This is a genomic window from Pseudarthrobacter sp. J1738 (genome assembly GCF_050490315.1).
Classification (GTDB): domain Bacteria; phylum Actinomycetota; class Actinomycetes; order Actinomycetales; family Micrococcaceae; genus JBNPEO01.
Genome location: NZ_JBNPEO010000008.1, coordinates 113754 through 136645 on the forward strand (window position 1 = coordinate 113754; position 22892 = coordinate 136645).

14 protein-coding genes and 2 rRNA genes are annotated in these 22892 nt (G+C 57.5%); 14 read left to right on the top strand and 2 right to left on the bottom strand.

All coding sequences use genetic code 11. The features are described 5' to 3' along the window. Positions 1–125: 125 nt before the first annotated feature. The gene (locus tag ACQR35_RS11290; RefSeq protein ID WP_430268822.1) at positions 126–683 is read right to left on the bottom strand and encodes a hypothetical protein; all 558 of its coding nucleotides are present in this window, start codon (positions 681–683) and stop codon (positions 126–128) included. Between the two features lie 264 nt (positions 684–947). Between ACQR35_RS11290 and ACQR35_RS11295 the strand changes: the two genes are divergently transcribed. The 8 genes from ACQR35_RS11295 (at position 948) to ACQR35_RS11330 (ending at position 8383) form a co-directional block, all read left to right on the top strand. After that, the gene (locus ACQR35_RS11295; RefSeq protein ID WP_430268823.1) at positions 948–1430 is read left to right on the top strand and encodes a CarD family transcriptional regulator; all 483 of its coding nucleotides are present in this window, start codon (positions 948–950) and stop codon (positions 1428–1430) included. A gap of 96 nt (positions 1431–1526) precedes the next feature. Then, positions 1527–2288 (top strand): 2-C-methyl-D-erythritol 4-phosphate cytidylyltransferase, encoded by a 762-nt coding sequence (ispD, locus tag ACQR35_RS11300; protein WP_430268824.1) that lies wholly within the window; start codon positions 1527–1529, stop codon positions 2286–2288. A gap of 2 nt (positions 2289–2290) precedes the next feature. Continuing rightward, positions 2291–2797, top strand: coding sequence for a 2-C-methyl-D-erythritol 2,4-cyclodiphosphate synthase (ispF, locus tag ACQR35_RS11305; protein WP_430270098.1), 507 nt, complete (start codon positions 2291–2293; stop codon positions 2795–2797). Between the two features lie 44 nt (positions 2798–2841). After that, the gene (gene cysS, locus ACQR35_RS11310; protein ID WP_430270099.1) at positions 2842–4302 is read left to right on the top strand and encodes a cysteine--tRNA ligase; all 1461 of its coding nucleotides are present in this window, start codon (positions 2842–2844) and stop codon (positions 4300–4302) included. Between the two features lie 90 nt (positions 4303–4392). After that, positions 4393–5385: a 23S rRNA (guanosine(2251)-2'-O)-methyltransferase RlmB gene (rlmB, locus tag ACQR35_RS11315; protein WP_430268827.1), complete on the top strand. Its 993-nt coding sequence runs from the start codon at positions 4393–4395 to the stop codon at positions 5383–5385. Positions 5386–5473: 88 nt separating this feature from the next. After that, positions 5474–7624 carry a glycogen debranching protein GlgX gene (gene glgX / locus ACQR35_RS11320; RefSeq protein ID WP_430270100.1) on the top strand — a complete coding sequence of 717 codons (2151 nt, stop codon included), beginning with the start codon at positions 5474–5476 and terminating at the stop codon, positions 7622–7624. 5 nt (positions 7625–7629) lie between these two features. Beyond that, on the top strand, positions 7630–8082 hold the full coding sequence (locus ACQR35_RS11325) for a ribonuclease domain-containing protein (protein ID WP_430270101.1): 453 nt from the start codon (positions 7630–7632) through the stop codon (positions 8080–8082). Positions 8083–8086: 4 nt separating this feature from the next. Then, positions 8087–8383, top strand: coding sequence for a barstar family protein (locus ACQR35_RS11330; RefSeq protein WP_430270102.1), 297 nt, complete (start codon positions 8087–8089; stop codon positions 8381–8383). Positions 8384–8396: 13 nt separating this feature from the next. Here the strand turns inward: ACQR35_RS11330 and glgP are convergent, their stop codons facing one another. Beyond that, positions 8397–11000, bottom strand: coding sequence for an alpha-glucan family phosphorylase (gene glgP, locus ACQR35_RS11335; protein ID WP_430270103.1), 2604 nt, complete (start codon positions 10998–11000; stop codon positions 8397–8399). Positions 11001–11060: 60 nt separating this feature from the next. Between glgP and ACQR35_RS11340 the strand changes: the two genes are divergently transcribed. The 6 genes from ACQR35_RS11340 to ACQR35_RS11365 all read left to right on the top strand — a co-directional run. Next, on the top strand, positions 11061–13238 hold the full coding sequence (locus tag ACQR35_RS11340; protein WP_430268832.1) for an alpha-1,4-glucan--maltose-1-phosphate maltosyltransferase: 2178 nt from the start codon (positions 11061–11063) through the stop codon (positions 13236–13238). Further along, a complete protein-coding gene (gene treS / locus ACQR35_RS11345) occupies positions 13235–15031 on the top strand; it encodes a maltose alpha-D-glucosyltransferase (RefSeq protein WP_430270104.1) in 1797 nt (598 codons plus the stop codon). Before ACQR35_RS11340 ends, treS begins: the two co-directional genes overlap by 4 nt. Before the next feature lies 1 nt (position 15032). After that, positions 15033–16544: a maltokinase N-terminal cap-like domain-containing protein gene (locus tag ACQR35_RS11350; RefSeq protein WP_430270105.1), complete on the top strand. Its 1512-nt coding sequence runs from the start codon at positions 15033–15035 to the stop codon at positions 16542–16544. Positions 16545–16548: 4 nt separating this feature from the next. After that, positions 16549–18783 carry a 1,4-alpha-glucan branching protein GlgB gene (gene glgB, locus ACQR35_RS11355; protein WP_430270106.1) on the top strand — a complete coding sequence of 745 codons (2235 nt, stop codon included), beginning with the start codon at positions 16549–16551 and terminating at the stop codon, positions 18781–18783. Between the two features lie 500 nt (positions 18784–19283). Next, positions 19284–20806 (top strand): 16S ribosomal RNA (locus tag ACQR35_RS11360). A gap of 536 nt (positions 20807–21342) precedes the next feature. Beyond that, positions 21343–22892, top strand: a 23S ribosomal RNA gene (locus tag ACQR35_RS11365); the annotation flags it as partial.

Genomic DNA, 22892 nt, shown 5'->3' on the forward strand with positions numbered 1-22892 from the left:
GCACAGGTTCGGTAATAGCCCAGATTTGGGGACCGTGGGAGCCGGTTTGACGCCAAATGTTCACCTACAAAAAACTCTGGGCCCCGCGCATTTGCGCAGAGCCCAGAGTGATGTTTGAAGGGGTACTAGTGCCCCGTGCTGCTTGCCGTGGGAGTGGGGGTTGCAGATTCGGTGCTGGCATCGGAAGTCGCCGTGGTGGGCAAGTACTGCTCGTACTGCGTCAAGGTGCCATCCAGTACCGGGACCTTGATGGTGCTGGTCTGCTGGCTAGCGTTTTCGCTGAGCTTGAGTTCAACCAAGGAGCCGGGGTTGCCGCCGGCAGTGCTCAAGATGGCTGCATCAGTCTTTTCAGTCAGACCCGTTGTGCCGTTGGCCTTAACTGGGATGCTGGTTTGGGATCCATCGGCGCCATTAACCGTCAGGGTTACAGCATTCGACGAAGAGTTGAACACGCTACCGATCAAACGGCCAGTGCCCTTCTCATCCTTGGCCACAACAATGACGTTGCGCAATTTTAGCGGGCCCAAGTCTGCGTTGATGCCGTCTGAAGCGACGTACTGGTGGGAGGTCTGCTGCGGTGTGATGTAACCGCAAGCCGTCACGGATAGCAAACTCGCGGCAACGCCCGCAGTTACTAGTGCACGGCTGCCGCGCGTGGTCAGATTCGTCGCAGTGAAACGCACGTCACTTACTCCTCAACAGTGTTGAAACTTTTCTCCCATAGCCTATCGGCATTTGGCCCCCATAACTGACTTCCTTCGCGTATATGGCGTTCATAACATCCCAAACCTTGCGCGCGCCGTCGTCGCGATCGTCGCTGAAATCATCCCCCAAAGCCATCACATACCTCGTTTTTCCTTGAAAAATCAAGGATTCGGAGCCTTTGCGAGGAGAAGCATATGCCTTAACCGTGATAAACTGATCTGCGGGAAAGGGGAAATGTCCACATGGTTTTTGAGGTTGGCGAGACAGTTGTTTACCCTCACCACGGCGCAGCGAAGATCGAAGAGATCAAGATGCGAACCATCAAGGGTGTTGAGAAGATGTATCTCAAGCTCAAGGTGGCCCAGGGTGATCTGACCATTGAAGTTCCAGCAGAGAATGTTGATCTTGTTGGTGTTCGTGACGTAGTGGGCAAGGAAGGCCTGGAGCATGTTTTTGATGTGCTGCGTGCCGAGTTCACTGAAGAACCCACCAACTGGTCACGTCGTTACAAGGCGAACCTTGAGAAGCTCGCTTCCGGCGACGTCGTTCGAGTTGCGGAAGTTGTCCGTGACCTCTGGCGCCGCGATCACGACCGCGGCCTGTCCGCGGGCGAGAAGCGCATGCTGGCCAAGGCTCGCCAGATTCTGATTTCCGAACTCGCATTGGCTGAGAAGACGGATGAAGAGAAGGCAGCAAGCGTTTTGGATGAGGTTTTGGCCTCCTAAGGCGTAGTCAACAGGATTTTGCCCCGGCCGCACGTGCGGACGGGGCTTCCTTTTGCCCAAATCCGCCCAGCTAGTTGGGCGGGATACGCTGGGACCATGAGCAAAACAGCCAGGCCGGACGTTGCAGTCATAGTTGTTGCGGCGGGATCCGGGCAACGCTTGGGTCACGGAATTCCCAAAGCGAAAGTGGCATTGGCGGGGCGCCCTATTTTGGAGCATGCCCTGCACGGAATACTTGCAGCGAGGATCGCCCAACACGTGGTGGTGGTCCTCCCCGCTGGCGATGCTGAACTTCGCGATCTGTGCGCGGCAACCGTTACACCGGCCACCGGCGCTGAACTGATTATGGTCGACGGCGGATCCTCCAGGGCTGAGTCAGTACAGAACGCTTTGGCGCAGCTAGGGGAGAACACAAAATCCGTTCTGGTCCACGACGCGGCGAGAGCGCTCACCCCCCACGCCGTTTTTGACCGGGTTCTGGCAGAACTTGATGCCGGTGCGCAGGCTGTTATCCCGGCTATTGCCGTGGTGGACACCATTAAAACTGTTGAGCCAACCCCCAGCGGTGCAAACCACGAGATTGTCACCGGAACCCTAGAACGGGGCAGCTTGAGGTCGGTACAAACACCCCAAGGATTTGATCTGGCGGCACTTCGGGCCGCCCACCACCAAGCCTTGTCGAGTGGCCGCGGCCCCGAGTCCATCACGGATGACGCAATGCTTCTTGAGTCCCAAGGCGTTCCGGTCCACGTGGTTCACGGCTCAGACTTCTCGCTCAAGATCACCACACCCCTGGACCTCGTCACGGCCGAGGGCCTATTGCAGGGACCACTCGCACCACGCTGGACGGAAGGCTAAACATGACCGAATCAGCAGCACCCATCATTCTTCCCCGCACCGGCATTGGCATTGACGTGCACGCGTTCGCCGCCGCGGATGAGCCGCGCGAACTATGGCTGGGCGGCCTTTTATGGGAGGGGCAGCGGGGACTCTCGGGGCATTCTGACGGGGACCCGGTGGCTCACGCTGCAGCTGACGCTTTGTTCTCGGCGGCGGGCGTTGGGGACTTAGGCACACACTTTGGTACCGACCGGCCTGAGTTTGCAGGAGCTTCCGGAGTGACATTGTTGGCTGCAGCGGCGAAAATTGTCCGCGACGCGGGTTTTGAGATTGGTAATATCGCTGTGCAATTTGTGGGCAACCGGCCCAAATTTGGTCCCCGGCGTGCGGAGTCCCAACAGATCCTCAGCGAGGCAGCAGGAGCGCCAGTCAGCGTTTCAGCCACCACGAGTGACGCGCTCGGGTTTACCGGGCGGGGTGAGGGCATTGCTGCCATCGCCACGGCACTGGTGTATCCCGCCCACTAGGGGCACCAAACGTGGCACGGAGGACGATCGGCTAATCTGGAGCAGTGACTCTGCGCTTCTATAACACTGCCTCGGGCGAGGTCCAGAACTTCGAGCCCATCATCCCTGGACACGTCAGTCTGTACTACTGTGGCGCCACAGTTCAGGGGATGCCGCACGTGGGTCACATGCGTTCGGCCATCGCCTTTGATCAGCTGACCCGCTGGCTTGAATACCGCAATTTTAGGGTTACCGTGGTCCGGAACGTCACCGATATTGATGACAAGATTTTGGCAAAATCGGCTGAGTCCTTTGGCGAAGACTTTCAAGAAGGCCCCGGCAGTCTGCGGGAAGAACCGTGGTGGGCCCTGGCGTACCGCTACGAACAAGAGTTCCTCAAGGCGTATGACACCCTTGGTGTCCAACGCCCCACGTATGAGCCGCGCGCCACCGGGCACATCCCGGAAATGCACGCGCTGATTGCACAGCTCATTGAACGTGGTCACGCTTACCCGTCAACGGATGGCTCCGGCGATGTGTACTTTGACGTGCGTTCGTGGCCCGCTTACGGCCAGCTCACTCACCAGAAGATTGATGACATGCAGGCTGCGGCAGATGCGGACCCGCGCGGTAAAAAAGACCCTCGAGACTTCGCGCTGTGGAAGGGTTTGAAAGATTCAGAGCCGACGACGGCGGGCTGGGCATCGCCGTGGGGCACCGGCCGTCCGGGCTGGCACCTCGAATGCTCGGCCATGGTCACCAAGTACCTTGGCACTGAGTTCGACATTCACGGTGGGGGACTCGACTTGCGTTTCCCGCACCACGAAAACGAGATGGCTCAGTCTCAGGCTGCTGGCCACGGATTCGCCAATTTCTGGATGCACAACGGTATGGTCACCTACCAAGGCGAGAAAATGTCCAAGTCTTTGGGCAACACCATTAGCCCCGCAGAAATGCTTGAGCTGGCCCCGGCGCGCGTGGTTCGTTATTACCTAGGTCAAGCGCAGTACCGCTCCGTTTTGGACTATCAGCCCAACTCTCTGCAAGAAGCTGCTGCCGCTGTAGAACGCATTGATGGTTTTGTGTCCCGTGCGCTCAGAACCCGCGCTGGCGAGAATGCTGCCGTTGGTGTGGTGAGCTACGGCCAAGTCCCGGCTGCCTTTGAAGCCGCCATGGACGATGATCTCAATGTCCCGCAAGCCCTTGCCGTTCTCCATGAAACTGTTCGCGCCGGTAATAGCGCACTCGCAGGCGGCAATGCCAAAGCTGCATGGGATGCGATGGTCTCTGTGACAAATATGCTCCGTGTTTTGGGCCTGGATTCTGCTGGGCCATCGGTTGAGAGCGATTCGAAGCAGAGCGCCGCCCTGGAAGTTTTGGTCAACGCGCAGCTGGAAGCCAGAGCGGCTGCCCGGGCCGAGAAGAATTGGGCCGCATCTGATGCTATTCGGGACACGCTTGCTGCCGCTGGCGTGGTGGTGGAGGATGGCGCGGACGGTGCAACGTGGAGCCTGAGCCGCGGCTAAGCGAAGCCCTTCGCTGCATTGAATCCTCGATTTTATCTGGGTCAGTAGACTGGTAAGCAGACTTAGTAGAAACAATCAAGGGTGGAAGACATGGCCAACAACGGTCGCCGATCAGTTAAGGCAAAAAAGGGTCCCACTATCGGAACGGGTGGTCACGGTCGTCGTGGCCTTGAAGGCAAAGGCCCCACACCTAAAGCCGAGGACCGTCCGTACCACAAGGCTCACAAGAGCAAACAGCTTGCCGAGCGCTCTGCTGCCAAGCGCCAAGGACAGGGTTCTGGCCGCCTCGCAGCTGGCCGTTCAAGTGGACCCAAGGGCCGCGCTACGGAAGAAATGGTCACTGGCCGCAACTCGGTAGTAGAGGCCTTGCGCGCCGGGATCCCGGCCAAGGCCTTGCACGTGGCGGTCCGCATCGAGATGGACGACCGCGTTAAAGAATCGCTCAAGCTGGCTGCCGAACGTGGCATTCCGCTGATGGAAACCGGCAAGCCTGAGCTTGACCGAATGACCGAAGATGCAGTGCACCAGGGCCTGGTTCTGCAGATTCCCCCCTACGAGTACCAAGACGCTTTGGACTTGGCTGAGGAAACCCTTGAGCGCTGGAAAAAGGGCCACGTCAAAAACGCTCCCCTTTTTGTTGCCCTCGATGGCATCACCGATCCCCGCAACCTCGGTGCGATTATCCGTTCAGTGTCGGCTTTCAGCGGTCACGGCGTAATCGTTCCTGAGCGCCGCTCCGTTGGCGTCACGGCGTCTGCATGGAAGACCAGCGCCGGTGCTGCGGTACGTGTACCGGTGGCTAAGGCTCCTAACCTGAATAACGCGCTGAAGGCGTTCAAGGACCGTGGCATTTACGTCCTCGGATTGGACGGCGACGGCGATGTATCGCTTCCAGATCTGGCCCTCGCCACCGAACCTGTATGTATTGTGGTGGGTTCCGAAGGTAAGGGTCTGAGCCGTCTGGTCCGCGAAAACTGCGATCAGATTGTTTCGATTCCGATCGACTCCGCAATGGAGTCACTCAACGCATCAATGGCAGTGGGAATCTCGCTCTACGAGATCTCTCGCCGCCGCTCTGCTTAATATCGACACCTGGCCTCGTATGCGGGTATCCGCAACATCTCGCATACGAGGCGGCGCAAGGGCAAGTGCCAGCTAAACTTGAAGCAACATGGTTATCCCTACTTTAGAGTCTGCGTCCACGGTCGACACTTCGCAGCCCGCACCACTCGGCCTTAGTATTCCGCGCCCGGGTTATCCCGCTAACGAGGATCCCGGAAATTACAGTGCCAACGTTGCCGTCTACGCCCCGGGTGTAGACCGGCTCGAGGTAGTTTATTGCGCACCGGGTGGGAAATGGCAGGCATCGGTTCTGCCCAACATTCAGGCCGCGGTGCATTACGGCATAGTTGACGGTATTCCAGTTGGCAGCCGCTACGGTTTCCGGGCTGCCACGGATGCCGCCGTTGATTCGGACACCGGCGTTGTTATTGAGCTGGACGGTACTGACAACCAGCCGTTGTTGCTGGATCCTTACGGCCGGGCAGTAGAGGATAGCGAAGGTTTCCTGACCAACGTGCGTATGCACACGCACTTTGACTGGGGCAACGATTCCTCGCCACGGCGGGATTGGCGCAACACCATCATTTACGAGGCCCACGTTAAGGGCCAGACCATGCTTCACCCGGACATTCCGGAGGACTTGCGCGGAACGTATGCGGGATTGGCGCATCCGGCCATGCTGAAGTACCTCACGGATTTGGGTATCACCACCATCCAATTGTTGCCGGTCCATTTCCATCAGGATGAGCCTCACCTTCAGGACTTGGGCCTGACCAACTATTGGGGTTACAACACCGCTGCGTTTTTTGCGCCGCATCCGGGTTACGCCACCCGTGCCGCGCAGGAAGCCGGACCTCATGCCGTTCAGGACGAGTTCAAAGGGATGGTCAAGCTACTTCATGCGGCCGGCTTTGAAGTGGTCCTTGATGTTGTTTACAACCACACTTCCGAGGGCGGCCCAGATAACCCGCCGCTAAACTTCCGTGGTTTGGGCGATTCTCACTATTACCGCAACGACGGTAATGGCCGCTACGTGGACACCACAGGTTGCGGAAACACACTGAACTTTGGTGAACCGCGCGTGGTCCAGCTGGTGTTGGATTCCTTGCGTTATTGGGTGGAGGAGTTCCACATCGATGGATTCCGCTTTGACCTCGCAGTGACCTTGTGCCGCAACGCGGCTAATGAGTTTGATCCTAAGCACCCCTTCCTGGTGGCTGTTGGTGCGGACCCTGTGTTGTCTTCCGTTAAGCTCATCGCCGAGCCTTGGGACGTTGGTTACGGTGGCTGGCAGACTGGCCGATTCCCAGCAGGTTGGGTGGATTGGAACGATCACTACCGCGACGCCGTCCGCAGCTTTTGGCTCTCGGACCGCGCGGCGATGAAAGCCGGTGGCCAGGGCGGATCTGTTGCGTCTCTCGCCGATGCGATTTCCGGTTCAGCTGCATTATTTGCGCCGTCCGGGCGGACCCGCTTGGCGTCCGTGAACTTTATAACTGCCCACGATGGTTTCAGTTTGCGGGATTTGGTCTCCTACGATCGCAAACACAATGAGGCCAATGGCGAGCAGAACCGCGACGGCCATGGAGACAACCGAAGCTACAACCACGGCTTTGAAGGCCGTACCGAGGATGAAGCCATTTTGGCCGAGCGTGCCAAAACCAGCCGCAACCTGATGGCCACGCTGCTACTTTCTCAGGGCGTACCGATGATCACCGCCGGTGATGAGCGCGGCCGCACCCAGCAGGGCAACAACAATGCCTATTGCCAGGACGGCCCCATTGCGTGGTTGGACTGGAGTTCTACTACTGAGAACGCGGCAATGCTGCGCAGCACCAAGCGAATGATTCGCTTGCGCCGCGAATTTTTGGCCGGCCAACCACACGACTATCCACGCCGGGATGAGCGCTCCTACTTGTACTGGTTTGATCAGCATGGCGAACCAATGTCCATGGAGCACTGGCAAGATCCCAGCCACCGGGTGGTTCAGCTGCTTTTGGGCTCCGAGAGTGGGCAAATAGATGGGCTTGTGGTGGTCAACGGTGGTCTGGAAGATCTTCAGATCACTCTGCCCACGGTGTCCCGAGCCTCGGGCGAAGCAAACGCTGAAGAGAGCACCGAGGGGAATGCCAGCGAGAAGTCCAGCTTTGAGCTGCGTTTTACCACTTCAGCGGTTAATGAGCAGCGCCGAGGCACTCAAGTGCTATCGGGTGAAACGGATTTCCTTCAAGCCAACAGCATCAACATTTACCGGGCTTAGCGCGTATGCAGAACCGTAAGTTGATGCGGCTGCTTCCGTGGATAGTGGTGGCAATTATTGCCGCCGTGCTGATTTTTACGAAGCTCACCACCGGCCCTGACACCACCGCCAGCGGTGCCACGAATCAGCAGAGAAGTAGCCAAGCTGGCAACAGCCAAGCTGCCAGCAACTGGGCCACCACCATCGCTGAATCTGCGCTGCCTGCCGAGGCCAAACAGACGCTTGCGCTTATTCGCAAGGGTGGCCCTTATCCCTACCCTCAGGCTGACAACAAGAGGTTCGGGAATTACGAGGGTGTTCTGCCCCAAAAATCCAGCAGCTACTACCTCGAGTACACGGTAAAAACGCCTGGCCGTACAGGCCGCGAAAAGAGGCGAATTGTCACTGGTCAAGGTGGCGAAAAGTATTACACGGCTGATCATTACCAGTCGTTCCGCCGCATCCTTGAGGGGAAGTAGCAGTATGTACCTGGTCCACGGCGCCAACGCCACCGTTGCTTCAGCGGATTCTCAGCGCGAGGTACTCCAAAAGTTTGGTGTGGCGCTGAACTTTCCGCAGTGGTACGGCACCAATCTGGACGCTTTTAATGATTGCCTGCGCGAGTTCACTAACTCTTTGACGGCACCGTTTACGGTTGTTTGGCAGGTCTCTAGCGAGTTCAGTAAAGACCGAGCCTTTGCAGCGATGTCTCAGATCATTGAGGAAGCAGAACAGCAGGAGGGCCACCACCTCTCGGTGATAGCCCTCCTGAAGAAGTAACGCTGCCGGCCGCCTAGGCGTTAGTAACCAACCCCAGCTCGGCCTTGGAAGCCAAAGCAGAATTCTTAGGGAACACCCGGACGGTGTAGCCGAAGGACCCCGAACGGTCGATCTGCACTGAGCCGCTGAAGAGGTAGCGCCCGTTGCCGAGGTCCTCCGCAACGCCAAGCTCTGCCAAGCTCGCGTCAGTGATGTGGTCCGACTCTTCGGCCCGGCCGTAAGCCACCTCCACCAAAACATCCTCAGGTGCCAAATCGTGCAACGCCACATAAGCATTGACCGTCAAGGTATCGCCAATCTGAGGCTCGCCACTGACACCAGCTGAGTCAACGTGTTCCACATGAATCTGAGGCCAAGCTCCCCGAACCTTGGTAGTCCATGCGGCAAGGTCCTTAGCGGAGGCGAACTCAGAAGCGTTGGCCTTCCGGCCAGAAATCGCAGCCGGCTGGTAGAGCTTCTGAACGTAGTCCTGCACCATTCGGTCAGCTGAAACAGCCGGACCCAAATTGGCAAGGGTGTGTTTGATCATGGACACCCAATGGGTTGGCACAGCCTCACGCGCGCCGCTCGAAGGACCAGCAGCGCCCGCACCTTCAGCAACCGTAGTTCCGTAGAATCGCGGTGCCACGTTGCGCTCTAGCAGCTCGTATAAAGCCGAGGCTTCAATGTCGTCGCGTTCCTCCGGGGACGCGCCGTTGTTGGCGGTTGGAATCGCCCAGCCGTTCTCGCCGTCGTACATTTCATCCCACCAACCGTCCAGAACTGAAAGGTTCAGCGAGCCGTTGATCGCGGCTTTCATCCCGGAGGTGCCACACGCTTCAAGCGGACGCAGCGGGTTGTTCAGCCACACGTCACAACCTGGGAACAGCGTCCTAGCCATGGCGATGTCATAGTTCGGCAGGAATGCGATCCGGTGCCGAACTTCAGGGTCATCCGTGAACCGGACGAGGTCCTGAATCATCTTTTTGCCTGCGTCATCAGCCGGGTGAGACTTACCCGCGATCACCAACTGGATGGGATGCTCGGGGTGCAGCAATAGCGCCTTGAGCCGTTCTGGATCCCGCAGCATCAAAGTCAAACGCTTATAGGTAGGAACGCGGCGGGCAAAACCAATAGTCAGCACGTCAGGATCCAGCACGGAATCAGTCCACGCCAACTCAGCGTCCGCGGCACCGCGTTTCTTCCACGCTGAACGCAGTCTGCGGCGTACGTCCTCCACTAAGGAAACCCGCAACTCGCGCCGCAAAGACCAAAGCTTCTCGTCGCTCACGTTGTAGGCGAGATCCCATCGTCCGTACTCTTCAGCGTCCGGGCCAAAGTTCTCACGAGCCAATTGACCGATCCGCGGATCAACCCATGTAGGAACGTGGACGCCATTGGTCACCGAGGTGATGGGCACTTCACTGTGATCGAATCCGGGCCACAAGCCGGCGAACATTTCACGCGAAACCACACCGTGCAGCTTGGCCACACCATTGGCTCGCTGCGCTAGACGCAAGCCCATAACCGCCATGTTGAACACGGCAGGGTCGCCGCCCTCGTAGTCTTCACGGCCTAGCTCCAGAACACTGTCCACTGGAACGCTCGGTGCCAGACCGGCGTCGAAAAAGTGCCGAATCTGTTCTGCGTCAAAACGGTCAATACCAGCAGGGACCGGCGTGTGAGTGGTAAAGACCGTCGAAGCGCGTCCGGCAGCGAGGGCCTCTGCCCAATTCAGGCCACTAGTAGCCATCAGCTCCTGGATGCGCTCAATGCCGAGAAAACCTGCGTGGCCTTCGTTGGTGTGGAACACCTCCGGGGCGGGTGTGCCGGTGAGACGCTGGTAGACGCGCAGCGCCTTCACTCCGCCCATCCCCAACAGCAATTCTTGCTGGAGGCGGTGGTCACCACCACCGCCATAGAGCCTGTCGGTGATGCCGCGAGCGGCGTCGTCGTTCCCTGGGACGTTGCTGTCCAGGAGCAACAAGGGAACGCGGCCCACATCAGCGCGCCAAATGTGCGCCAAAAGCTGGCGGCCGTTAGGCAGCGGCAGCGAAATTTGGACGGCAGAACCGTCCTCTTCACGCAGCAAGGTCAAGGGCAAGTTATCCGGGTCCAAGATGGGATACGTTTCCTGCTGCCAAGCGTCACGCGAAAGCGACTGCTTGAAATAGCCAGCTTGGTACAACAGGCCAACACCCACCAAGGGCACACCTAAATCCGAAGCAGACTTCAAGTGGTCGCCAGCCAAAATGCCGAGCCCACCGGAGTACTGGGGGAGGACTTCGGTGATACCAAATTCGGGGGAGAAGTACGCGATGCACGCCGGGGCTTCGGCACCGAGGCTTTGGTACCAGCGAGGCTCTTGGAGGTACTTGTCCAAGTTTGCGGCAGCCGCTTGCACTTTTTTGACCACGGCGGGATCGGCGGCGAGGCCTTGCAACTCTTCACGCGAAATGAGACCTAAAAGGCTCAACGGATCGTGCCGGCTCTCTTCCCACAACTCCGGGTTCAGGGCAGCGAACAACTCCCGGGTGGGTAAGTGCCAAGACCACCGGAGGTTCTTGGCCAAACGAGCCAGTGGTGCGATCGGCTCAGGGAGAACGGTACGGACAGTAAATCTTCTGATTGCCTTCACCTGCGCCACACTAACGGACAGCGGTGAGCAGTGGAACAGAATTGTGTATCTTTTGGGTAAATGACGCGGCACGCAGATTTCACTACGCCAGAAGCTTCGCCAAATGAGGAAATTCTCGCTAACGTCGAGTCTGTGACTGCCGTCAAGCGCACTGCCGCTGCTCCCAAGTCCTCAACCGCCGCTGCCGCCGCCCGGAAGAAGCGGGCTGCGCCTCCTGATGGGTTGAAATTCGGTCGTTTCCCCATCACCGCTGTGCAACCCGTAGTGGAGCACGGCACCTTCCCGGCCAAGGCCACAGTGGGCGAAGACATAGTGGTGGGTGCCACGGTGTTCCGCGAAGGCCATGACCAGCTAGGCGTCACTGCTGTTCTCTTTGACCCTCGCGGCAAAGAGAAGTCCCGGGTCCGGATGCACACACCGCGCGGACCGCGTGGAATGGGAACGGACCGTTACGAAGCCTTAGTCACTCCCACAGCCACTGGCGAATGGACCTTTGCCATCGAAGCGTGGCATGACCAGTACGGAACTTGGCACCACAACGCTGAAGTCAAAATTGCCGCGGGGATCGACGTTGAGTTGATGCTCGCCGAGGGTGCGCAGCTTTTGGCTCGAGCAGCCGACGACGCCGCTCGTCCCGCCGCAGACCGGCGCACCCTACGCTCAGCTGCCACAGCGCTCGCGGATGCGCGGCTAAACGTCGAGGACCGGCTGGCCGCTGGCTTTTCTGCCAAGGTCCGGGACGCCGTGGACCGCTCACCCATCCGAGAACTGGTGACGGTTTCTGAACAGTTCCCGCTTCGGGTGGAGCGTGCGGCTGCAGGACGCGGCGCGTGGTACGAATTTTTCCCCCGTTCTGAGGGTGCTGTGCGGGACCCCGAAACGGGCATTTGGACTTCTGGAAACTTCAAAACCGCGGCATTGCGTCTCGACGCTGTGGCGGAGATGGGTTTTGATGTCCTCTACATGCCGCCGATCCACCCCATTGGTGTCCAGCACCGCAAAGGTCCCAACAACACTCTGGTAGCGGGTCCGCACGATCCCGGCTCACCCTGGGCGATTGGCAGTGCCGACGGTGGCCATGATTCCATCCATCCAGAACTGGGCACCTTTGAAGACTTTGACGCTTTTGTAGCACGGGCGAGCCAATTAGGCCTCGAGGTAGCTCTGGACCTCGCATTGCAGGCTGCGCCGGATCACCCCTGGGTGGCTTCTAACCCGGAATGGTTCACCACACGCGTGGACGGCAGCATTGCGTACGCGGAAAACCCGCCCAAAAAGTACCAAGACATCTACCCGCTGAACTTTGATAATGATCCGGCCGGCTTGTCCCAAGAAATTCTGCGGGTGGTTCTGTTGTGGATCTCCCATGGTGTCAAGATTTTCCGGGTGGATAATCCGCACACCAAACCCGTGTGGTTCTGGGAGTGGCTGATCGGCAAGGTCAACGCCAAATACCCTGAAGTTGTTTTCTTGGCTGAGGCCTTTACCCGCCCGGCCATGATGCATGCCTTGGGCAGAGCCGGATTCCAGCAGTCCTACACATACTTCACGTGGCGCAATACCAAGGCTGAACTCGAGGATTACTTCAACGAAGTCTCGCATGAGTCCCCGGCGTACTTCCGCCCCAACTTCTTTGTGAACACCCCGGACATCCTCACCGAGTACTTGCAATACGGTGGACCCGCCGCGTTCAAAATTCGTGCGGTTCTAGCCTCTATGGCCAGCCCTTTGTGGGGGATGTATGCAGGCTTCGAATTGTTTGAGCACGTGGCCCGTCCCGGCGCGGAAGAATACATCGATAACGAGAAATTTGAGTTCAAGGATCGCCAATGGGATTCCCCGCAAACCAAAGCCCGTTCTTTGGCGCCATTTATTGGCCGGTTGAACCAAATTCGCCGAGCTCACCCTGCCCTGGGTGACTTGCAGAATCTGACCGTCCACACCACCACCGATGATGCAACAGTTGCCTTCTCCAAGCACAAAGTCCTGCCCGATGGCAGCAAGGACACCGTGATTGTGGTGGTCAACGTTGATTCACACGGAACGCGTGAGGCCACTGTCCACCTAGACCTCGCAGCACTGGAACTGGACGCTCAAGACCTCTCCGAATCCGGTACCTTCCGGGTGGATGATTTGATCAGCGGAGAGAGCTGGCAGTGGGGCAACAGCAACTACGTGCGGTTGGATCCGCATCAAGAACCGGCACACATTCTGCACATTCGGAGGATAAATTCGTGAGCTTTGGAATTCCTAGCCCTAGCCACCACTACACGCCAAAAAACACCTTTGAGCTCAATGCGCCAGGGCTAGCGCATGATCCGCATTGGTACCGCAAGGCAGTGTTCTATGAAGTCCTGGTGCGTGCTTTCGCTGATGCTAATGGTGACGGCTCGGGAGATTTCACAGGCCTGATTGAGCGCCTGGACTACTTGCAGTGGCTTGGTGTGGACTGCTTGTGGCTACCGCCGTTCTTCCAATCTCCGCTGCGTGACGGTGGTTATGACATTTCGGACTACCAGGCAGTGTTGGACGAGTTCGGCACCATCAGTGATTTCAAGCGCTTGGTGGCCGAGGCACACGCCCGTGGCGTCCGAGTGATCATTGACTTGCCGTTGAACCACACCTCTGACCAGCACCCTTGGTTCCAAGAGTCCCGCAAAGATCCGGAAGGGCCGTACGGCGACTTTTACGTGTGGAGTGACACTGACGAGAAGTACCAGGATGCCCGCATCATTTTTGTGGACACTGAAGAGTCCAACTGGACCTTTGACCCGGTGCGCCGGCAGTACTTCTGGCACCGCTTCTTTAGCCACCAGCCGGACCTGAACTTTGAAAACCCCAAAGTGGTTGATGCGCTTTTTGATGTGGTGAAGTTCTGGCTGGACCAAGGCATCGACGGCTTCCGTGCAGATGCTATCCCGTACCTTTTTGAAGAAGACGGCACTAACTGCGAAAACCTGCCCAAAACTCACGAATTCTTGCGGAACCTACGCAAGATGGTGGACGAGAATTACCCTGGCCGAGTCATTATTGCTGAGGCCAACCAGCCGCCCAACGAAGTGGTTGAGTACTTTGGCACCGAGGAAGAACCGGAGTGCCACATGGCGTTCCACTTCCCGATCATGCCCAAGCTGTACTACGCGCTCCGCGATCAAAAAGCAGCGCCGATCATCGAATCCTTGCAGGACACCCCGCCCATCCCTGAAGGGGCCCAGTGGGGTACTTTCTTGCGCAACCATGATGAGCTGACCTTGGAAATGGTCACGCAGGATGAGCGCGCCGCCATGCTCGGTTGGTATGCGCCGGATCCTCGGATGCGAGCCAACGTTGGAATTCGCCGCAGGCTTGCCCCCTTGTTGGATAACTCCCGTGCCGAGATCGAGCTGATCAACGCCATGCTCTTGAGCCTGCCAGGCAGTCCTTTCCTGTACTACGGGGATGAGATTGGTATGGGAGACAACATTTGGCTCGAAGACCGCGATGCTGTCCGCACCCCAATGCAATGGACCCCGGACCGCAATGCCGGATTCTCCACGGCAGACCCGGGCAAGTTGTACCTGCCGGTGGTTCAGTCCTTGGTTTACAACTACGGTATGGCCAACGTTGAGGCGGAAGCTGCTCATTCGGGTTCACTCTTGCGCTGGACTCGGCAGATTCTGAGTGTGCGCAAAAATCACCCGGCCTTTGGCCTTGGTGGGTTCCAGCACGTTGAGGCAGACCACGAAGTAGTGCTCGCATATTTGCGCGAACTTCCGGAAGGAAATTCCGCAGGCGAGGAACCCGAAGCAATCCTGTGTGTCTTCAACCTGTCCCAGCACCCGGTGGCTGCCACAGTGCGCGTTCCGCAGTATGCCGGCCGCGGACTTCGCGACGTTTTTGGTGGCCAAGTTTTCCCATCCTTGGGCGAAGACGGCTCCCTGACGTTGACTTTGGGTAGCCACGACTTCTACTGGTTGCGGGTGCGCTCCTCAGCCACCAACACCCCGTCGCCGTACACCCAAGCACTTCCGGTTGTGAGCCTCACGGACTGATATGACCCCTACACCGTGGTGCCCAACGTTGAGCCCAGACGAAGCGGATCGTTTGCTTGATCTTCTGCGCTCTTGGTTGCCTAAACAGCGTTGGTGCCCCGTCAATTCGGCTGATTTTCAGCTCTCTGGTCTTCAGAGTTACAGCCTTCCGGCCTCAGTTGCTGATGCGTCAACCCACCTTGTTGTGGGAGTGCTAAAGCTGGAATTTACGACGGCGGAAGCTGGCCCGCGCGCAGTCGTTTTGCAAGTGCCGCTTTCCTTCCGCACCACTGTGTTGGAGGCGAAAGAGTTGTTGCTTGTGGGCCAGATGGACGTGGCGGGCGAGTCGGTCTTTGTTTATGACGGTTTGGCGGACCCGGCCTTTGTGGGTGCGTACCTCGACCTGGTCCGCGAGAGGGGAAGCACGGGATCGGCCGAGGGTCTTGGTCCGTTGGCGGGACACCGGATTCCGGGGGCGGAAGAGAACGAAAGCCTACGAATCCCACACGCCACTGGCACCGTTCGAATCCTCAGCGCTGAACAATCCAACACCTCGGTGATTATTAACGATGGTGTCAGTGCCGCAATCATCAAGACTTTCCGAGTTCTGGCAGAGGGCAATAACCCCGAGGTAGAAATTGGTGCGGCGCTCACTGGTGCCGGGGTCAGCGAAGTTCCGGCGACGCTGGGCTGGATCCGCGGCACCTGGCCACGCATCGATGCAGCCGACCAGCCAGTCTCCGTAAATGATTCGGCGCTTGAGCCGGGCGCTCGAGGTGAGTTCGCCGTCGTACATGAATTTTTGGCGGGCGGTCTGGACGCATGGGCCCTGACTGTTGCTGCGGCAGCTGCGGGCGATCCTTTTATTGCTGAGGCAGAGGCGCTCGGTGCTGCGACTGCGGAGGTTCACAAACGGTTGGCGCAGTCTTTGCCCGTTGCAGAGCAGGGCGTTGACGTTCTGGGACCTTTGGCCGAACGGGTCCGCGCCTCATGGTTGGAGGCCGCCGGAGTCGTAGGACCGTACGGGCCAGAAGTGGAGGCCGTGCTCGAGTCACTCAAGGGTGTTGATGAGCAGGCTCAACGCATCCACGGTGATTTGCACCTGGGCCAGATCCTGCAATTGCCGGCCGATCCGCTCGCGGGGAAGGCGCAACGTTGGGCCATCCTTGATTTTGAGGGTGAACCGATGCGTCCGGTTTCCCAGCGTTCAACCCCGGACTTGCGACTACGCGACGTTGTGGGAATGCTTCGATCCTTCGACTACGCGGCGGGGGCCGCTGAGCGGGAAAATCCGGCGGTTCAAGTCCCGGAAACGTGGGTGACGAACTGCACCGACGCTTTCATGTCCGGTTATGGGTCCGTCATTGAAGGCACGATTGATCCACGCTCGCCGGTGTTTGTGGCATTGTGGCTGGATAAGGCCTTGTATGAGGTCGTATACGAACTTCGGAACCGTCCGGGGTGGCTGGGAATCCCGGTAGATGCAGTACGCCGGGCACTTGCACCATCACAAGGCAGCGGCAGTGAAAGGTAGTGAGATGTCGGACCGAATAGGGACCAACTCCAAGAGCACCGAGGCAACAGCAGTGAGCAAGCCATTGCCTGTAGATCACGCCACTTTGGGCCAGATTGCCAACGGTGAGCACCACGCACCCCACTCGGTTCTTGGCGCGCACTTGGATGCCTCCGGCCGTGTCACCATTCGCACGGTGAAGCATCTCGCTACGGCTGTAGCGGTTGTGACAGCAGCTGGCCGCACTGAGCTGGCCCACGAAGAATTTGGTGTGTGGACTGGCGTTTTGGACGCCACCGTGGAGGGTCACGTCCCGGATTATCGCCTTGAAGTGACTTACGACGGCGTCCCGCCAGTCACGGTCGACGATCCGTACCGGTACCTACCCACAGTGGGTGAGCTGGACTTGCACCTGATTGGTGAAGGTCGGCATGAAACCCTGTGGACGGTTCTGGGTGCGCATGTTCAGAACTACAGCTCCGAACTCGGCCAGGTTTCAGGTGTTTCCTTCGCCGTATGGGCGCCAAATGCTCAGTCCGTTCGGGTCAAGGCTGACTTCAACGGCTGGGACGGCCGCGAGCACGCCATGCGTTCACTGGGTTCAAGCGGTGTGTGGGAATTGTTTATCCCAGACGTTGTAGCAGGGGCGTGCTACAAGTTTGAGATCCGCACCAAATCAGGGCAATGGATCGAAAAAGCAGACCCTATGGCCTTTGGTACAGAGGTCCCTCCGCTCACTGCTTCCCGGGTGGTGGACCGGAAATACCAGTTCAAGGATCAAGACTGGATGGCCGCCCGGGCCGCTAAGGATCCGCACAATTCGGCCATGAGTGTCTACGAAGTGCACCTTGGTTCGTGGCGCTTGGGCCTGGATTACATGGAACTGGCCACCGAACTTGTTGAGTACGTTCAGTGGATGGGCTTCACTCACGTTGAATTTATGCCCGTTGCCGAGCACCCCTTTGGTGGCTCGTGGGGCTACCAAGTCACGTCCTACTACGCTCCAACCTCACGCTTCGGGCACCCGGATGAATTCCGTCACCTCGTTGATGCTCTGCACCAGGCTGGCATTGGAGTGCTTTTGGATTGGGTCCCCGCTCACTTCCCCAAGGACGAGTTTGCTCTGGCCCGCTTTGACGGCGAACCCTTGTACGAACACGCCAACCCGCAGTTGGGGGAGCACCCCGACTGGGGAACACTTATCTTCGACTTTGGCCGTACTGAGGTACGCAACTTCTTGGTCGCCAACGCGCTGTATTGGCTCGAAGAGTTCCACATTGACGGCTTGCGTGTGGATGCTGTGGCTTCGATGCTCTATCTGGATTACTCGCGTGAAGAAGGGCAGTGGAGCCCCAACCGCTTTGGTGGACGCGAAAATCTGGAAGCGATCGCATTTTTGCAAGAAACCAACGCCACTGTTTACAAACGCAACCCCGGTGTTGTCACTATTGCCGAGGAATCCACAGCGTTCCCCGGAGTTACAGCTCCCACGGACCAGGGTGGTTTGGGCTTTGGTATCAAGTGGAATATGGGGTGGATGCACGATTCGCTCAAGTACATTGCCGAGGATCCCATCAACCGGCAGTGGCACCACGGAACTGTGACCTTCTCGCTGGTGTACGCCTTTACTGAGAATTTCTTGTTGCCGATTAGCCATGACGAGGTGGTTCACGGTAAGGGGTCCATGTTGCGCAAAATGCCTGGTGACAGGTGGCAGCAACTGGCTAACCTGCGCGCGTTTATGGCGTATCAGTGGGCACATCCGGGCAAGAAATTGATCTTTATGGGCACCGAATTTGGCCAAGAAGCCGAATGGTCTGAACAGCACGGGCTCGATTGGTGGCTCGCTGACATGCCCAATCACCGTGGGATGCAGCTGCTGACCAAGGCACTCAATGAGCTCTACGCCTCAACGCCGGCACTGTTTGAGCAGGACAACGAGCAAGCCGGCTACCAATGGATCAATGGCGGTGACTCCGAGCACAACGTTCTCAGCTTCATCCGTTACGCCCGCAATGGTGATCCTTTGGTGTGTGTGGTGAATTTCTCCGGGGGCCCACATCACAACTACACCTTGGGTGTCCCGCATAGTGGGCAGTGGGTTGAGGTTATGAACACCGATGCCGCAGAGTTTGGCGGCTCCGATGTCACCAACCCTGGTGCTCTTGTGGCCAGCGGTATTCCTTGGGACGGACAGGAGCAGTCGCTGAGCTTGTCCTTGCCTCCGTTGGGCGCTGTGTATTTGCGTCCGGCCAGCTAGTTCTGCAGAGCACAAAGCAAGTAGAGGGCCCGGAATCCGCGTGATTCCGGGCTTTTTGCTGGGCAAAGGGACCCTGCGGATGCTCGGCTTGGCTTATCGGTCAACATGGTGCTAGAGTAAATACCCGCGCTGCACCACGGAGTTGAGCTAAAAAGTCAACTACCAACACGCCAAATAGTTGTACCGAAGTAAGTGAATTTTAGGATTCCATAGCTCGGAAATGACGATTTGACAGTGAAGGTCGCAGCGGGTAAGTTTGAAAAGTTGCTCCGGAGCGAGTTCTGATCCTGTTGAGGGGTTGGGGTGGTGCCGGTAGTGCCTGTTGTTTGAGAACTCAATAGTGTGCCAAGTTTATTGATACCGATTGTTTTTTGATTGGTTGATTTTGCCAGGCTGTGCGCACCCCGTGTGTGTGGTCTGGTTTTCAGCTGGTTTCGAATTTAGTGCAATCATTTGCTGTGTTATTTCCATGGTTTTGGTTGTGTCTGTTTGGTTAGTTTTTAACGGAGAGTTTGATCCTGGCTCAGGATGAACGCTGGCGGCGTGCTTAACACATGCAAGTCGAACGATGATCCCAGCTTGCTGGGGGATTAGTGGCGAACGGGTGAGTAACACGTGAGTAACCTGCCCTTAACTCTGGGATAAGCCTGGGAAACTGGGTCTAATACTGGATATGACCTTCCATCGCATGGTGGTTGGTGGAAAGCTTTTTGTGGTTTTGGATGGACTCGCGGCCTATCAGCTTGTTGGTGGGGTAATGGCCTACCAAGGCGACGACGGGTAGCCGGCCTGAGAGGGTGACCGGCCACACTGGGACTGAGACACGGCCCAGACTCCTACGGGAGGCAGCAGTGGGGAATATTGCACAATGGGCGAAAGCCTGATGCAGCGACGCCGCGTGAGGGATGAAGGCCTTCGGGTTGTAAACCTCTTTCAGTAGGGAAGAAGCGAAAGTGACGGTACCTGCAGAAGAAGCGCCGGCTAACTACGTGCCAGCAGCCGCGGTAATACGTAGGGCGCAAGCGTTATCCGGAATTATTGGGCGTAAAGAGCTCGTAGGCGGTTTGTCGCGTCTGCCGTGAAAGTCCGGGGCTCAACTCCGGATCTGCGGTGGGTACGGGCAGACTAGAGTGATGTAGGGGAGACTGGAATTCCTGGTGTAGCGGTGAAATGCGCAGATATCAGGAGGAACACCGATGGCGAAGGCAGGTCTCTGGGCATTAACTGACGCTGAGGAGCGAAAGCATGGGGAGCGAACAGGATTAGATACCCTGGTAGTCCATGCCGTAAACGTTGGGCACTAGGTGTGGGGGACATTCCACGTTTTCCGCGCCGTAGCTAACGCATTAAGTGCCCCGCCTGGGGAGTACGGCCGCAAGGCTAAAACTCAAAGGAATTGACGGGGGCCCGCACAAGCGGCGGAGCATGCGGATTAATTCGATGCAACGCGAAGAACCTTACCAAGGCTTGACATGAACCGGAAAGATCTGGAAACAGGTCCCCCACTTGTGGTCGGTTTACAGGTGGTGCATGGTTGTCGTCAGCTCGTGTCGTGAGATGTTGGGTTAAGTCCCGCAACGAGCGCAACCCTCGTTCCATGTTGCCAGCGCGTAATGGCGGGGACTCATGGGAGACTGCCGGGGTCAACTCGGAGGAAGGTGGGGACGACGTCAAATCATCATGCCCCTTATGTCTTGGGCTTCACGCATGCTACAATGGCCGGTACAAAGGGTTGCGATACTGTGAGGTGGAGCTAATCCCAAAAAGCCGGTCTCAGTTCGGATTGGGGTCTGCAACTCGACCCCATGAAGTCGGAGTCGCTAGTAATCGCAGATCAGCAACGCTGCGGTGAATACGTTCCCGGGCCTTGTACACACCGCCCGTCAAGTCACGAAAGTTGGTAACACCCGAAGCCGGTGGCCTAACCCCTTGTGGGAGGGAGCCGTCGAAGGTGGGACTGGCGATTGGGACTAAGTCGTAACAAGGTAGCCGTACCGGAAGGTGCGGCTGGATCACCTCCTTTCTAAGGAGCCTCTGCCATTGCTGGTGGTGACTGTATGGTTGCTGTTGGTGTGGTCAAGAGTTATAGCTCATTGCGTGGACGTTTGTTCCACGGTGGGTGCTCATGGGTGGAATATCAATAGGCATGCTTTGCTGGTTTTTGCTGGCTGTGTTTGAGTACGGGCTTTCTTCGCTTTTGGGTGGAGGGGTTGTGGAAAGGATGTGGTTGGTGGGGGTTGGTGGGGATTTTTGGCACACTGTTGGGTCCTGAGGCAACAGGGCCGCTGATTGTTTTGTGATGCGTGCTGCTTTGGTGGTGTGTGTTGTGGGGGTTGGTGGTTTTGTTTGTTTCGGTTTCCTGGCCTTGACTGATGCGGTGCACTGTTTGGTGTGTTGTTGGTGTGGGGTACGGGGTTGTTGTTTGAGAACTACATAGTGGACGCGAGCATCTTATAAAGAAGCAATTTCTAAGATTATGAACCTGGATCTGTCGTCGTGCCCTTTGGGGTGTGGTGGTGGTTTTCATGGTTCTCTCGAAAGTGTTTTATTGATCTTTGTGGTCAAGTTTTTAAGGGCACACGGTGAATGCCTTGGCATTAGGAGCCGATGAAGGACGTGGGAATCTGCGATATTCCTGGGGGAGTCGATAACCAGACTTTGATCCCAGGGTCTCCGAATGGGGAAACCCCGCCAGGGGCGCGAGTTACCTGGTGACCTGCAGCTGAACACATAGGCTGTGTGGAGGGAACGCGGGGAAGTGAAACATCTCAGTACCCGCAGGAAGAGAAAACAATAGTGATTCCGTTAGTAGTGGCGAGCGAACGCGGATCAGGCTAAACCGTGTCATGTGTGATAGCCGGCGGGCGTTGCATGACCGGGGTTGTGGGACCATCCGTTCCAGTTCTGCCGGACTGGTGAGGTGAGAGTGTAGGTATAGGTGAACGGTCTTGAAAGGCCGGCCGTAGAGGGTGTTAGCCCCGTAACTGTAATGTTTGTACACCGCCTGGTTTGGTATCCCAAGTAGCACGGGGCCCGAGAAATCCCGTGCGAATCTGTCAGGACCACCTGATAAGCCTAAATACTCCCTAATGACCGATAGCGGACCAGTACCGTGAGGGAAAGGTGAAAAGTACCCCGGGAGGGGAGTGAAATAGTACCTGAAACCGTGTGCTTACAATCCGTTGGAGCATCTGCAGCTTGTCTGTATGGGTGTGACAGCGTGCCTTTTGAAGAATGAGCCTGCGAGTTAGTGTTACGTCGCGAGGTTAACCCGTGTGGGGAAGCCGTAGCGAAAGCGAGTCTGAATAGGGCGTTGCAGTGGCGTGATCTAGACCCGAAGCGAAGTGATCTACCCATGGCCAGGTTGAAGCGACGGTAAGACGTCGTGGAGGACCGAACCCACTTCAGTTGAAAATGGAGGGGATGAGCTGTGGGTAGGGGTGAAAGGCCAATCAAACTTCGTGATAGCTGGTTCTCCCCGAAATGCATTTAGGTGCAGCGTTGCGTGTTTCTTATTGGAGGTAGAGCTACTGGATGGCTAATGGGCCCTACAAGGTTACTGACGTCAGCCAAACTCCGAATGCCGATAAGTGAGAGCGCAGCAGTGAGACTGTGGGGGATAAGCTTCATAGTCGAGAGGGAAACAGCCCAGACCACCAACTAAGGCCCCTAAGCGTGTGCTAAGTGGGAAAGGATGTGGAGTTGCTCAGACAACCAGGAGGTTGGCTTAGAAGCAGCCATCCTTAAAAGAGTGCGTAATAGCTCACTGGTCAAGTGATTCCGCGCCGACAATGTAGCGGGGCTCAAGTACACCGCCGAAGTTGTGGATTTCGTATAGTAGACAAGCCTTTGTGGTTCAGTCGTACGGAGTGGTAGGGGAGCGTCGTGTGGGCGGTGAAGTCGCGGTGTAAACCAGCGGTGGAGCCTACACGAGTGAGAATGCAGGCATGAGTAGCGAAAGACGGGTGAGAAACCCGTCCGCCGAATGATCAAGGGTTCCAGGGTCAAGCTAATCTGCCCTGGGTAAGTCGGGACCTAAGGCGAGGCCGACAGGCGTAGTCGATGGACAACGGGTTGATATTCCCGTACCGGCGAAAAACCGCCAATAC

What these genes read in the sequence shown, in the direction of transcription:
- ACQR35_RS11295 (WP_430268823.1), top strand. Translation starts at nt 948, where the DNA reads ATGGTTTTTGAGGTTGGCGAGACAGTTGTTTACCCTCACCACGGCGCA.
- ispD (WP_430268824.1), top strand. Translation starts at nt 1,527, where the DNA reads ATGAGCAAAACAGCCAGGCCGGACGTTGCAGTCATAGTTGTTGCGGCG.
- ispF (WP_430270098.1), top strand. Translation starts at nt 2,291, where the DNA reads ATGACCGAATCAGCAGCACCCATCATTCTTCCCCGCACCGGCATTGGC.
- rlmB (WP_430268827.1), top strand. Translation starts at nt 4,393, where the DNA reads ATGGCCAACAACGGTCGCCGATCAGTTAAGGCAAAAAAGGGTCCCACT.
- glgX (WP_430270100.1), top strand. Translation starts at nt 5,474, where the DNA reads ATGGTTATCCCTACTTTAGAGTCTGCGTCCACGGTCGACACTTCGCAG.
- ACQR35_RS11325 (WP_430270101.1), top strand. Translation starts at nt 7,630, where the DNA reads ATGCAGAACCGTAAGTTGATGCGGCTGCTTCCGTGGATAGTGGTGGCA.
- ACQR35_RS11330 (WP_430270102.1), top strand. Translation starts at nt 8,087, where the DNA reads ATGTACCTGGTCCACGGCGCCAACGCCACCGTTGCTTCAGCGGATTCT.
- ACQR35_RS11340 (WP_430268832.1), top strand. Translation starts at nt 11,061, where the DNA reads ATGACGCGGCACGCAGATTTCACTACGCCAGAAGCTTCGCCAAATGAG.
- ACQR35_RS11350 (WP_430270105.1), top strand. Translation starts at nt 15,033, where the DNA reads ATGACCCCTACACCGTGGTGCCCAACGTTGAGCCCAGACGAAGCGGAT.
- glgB (WP_430270106.1), top strand. Translation starts at nt 16,549, where the DNA reads ATGTCGGACCGAATAGGGACCAACTCCAAGAGCACCGAGGCAACAGCA.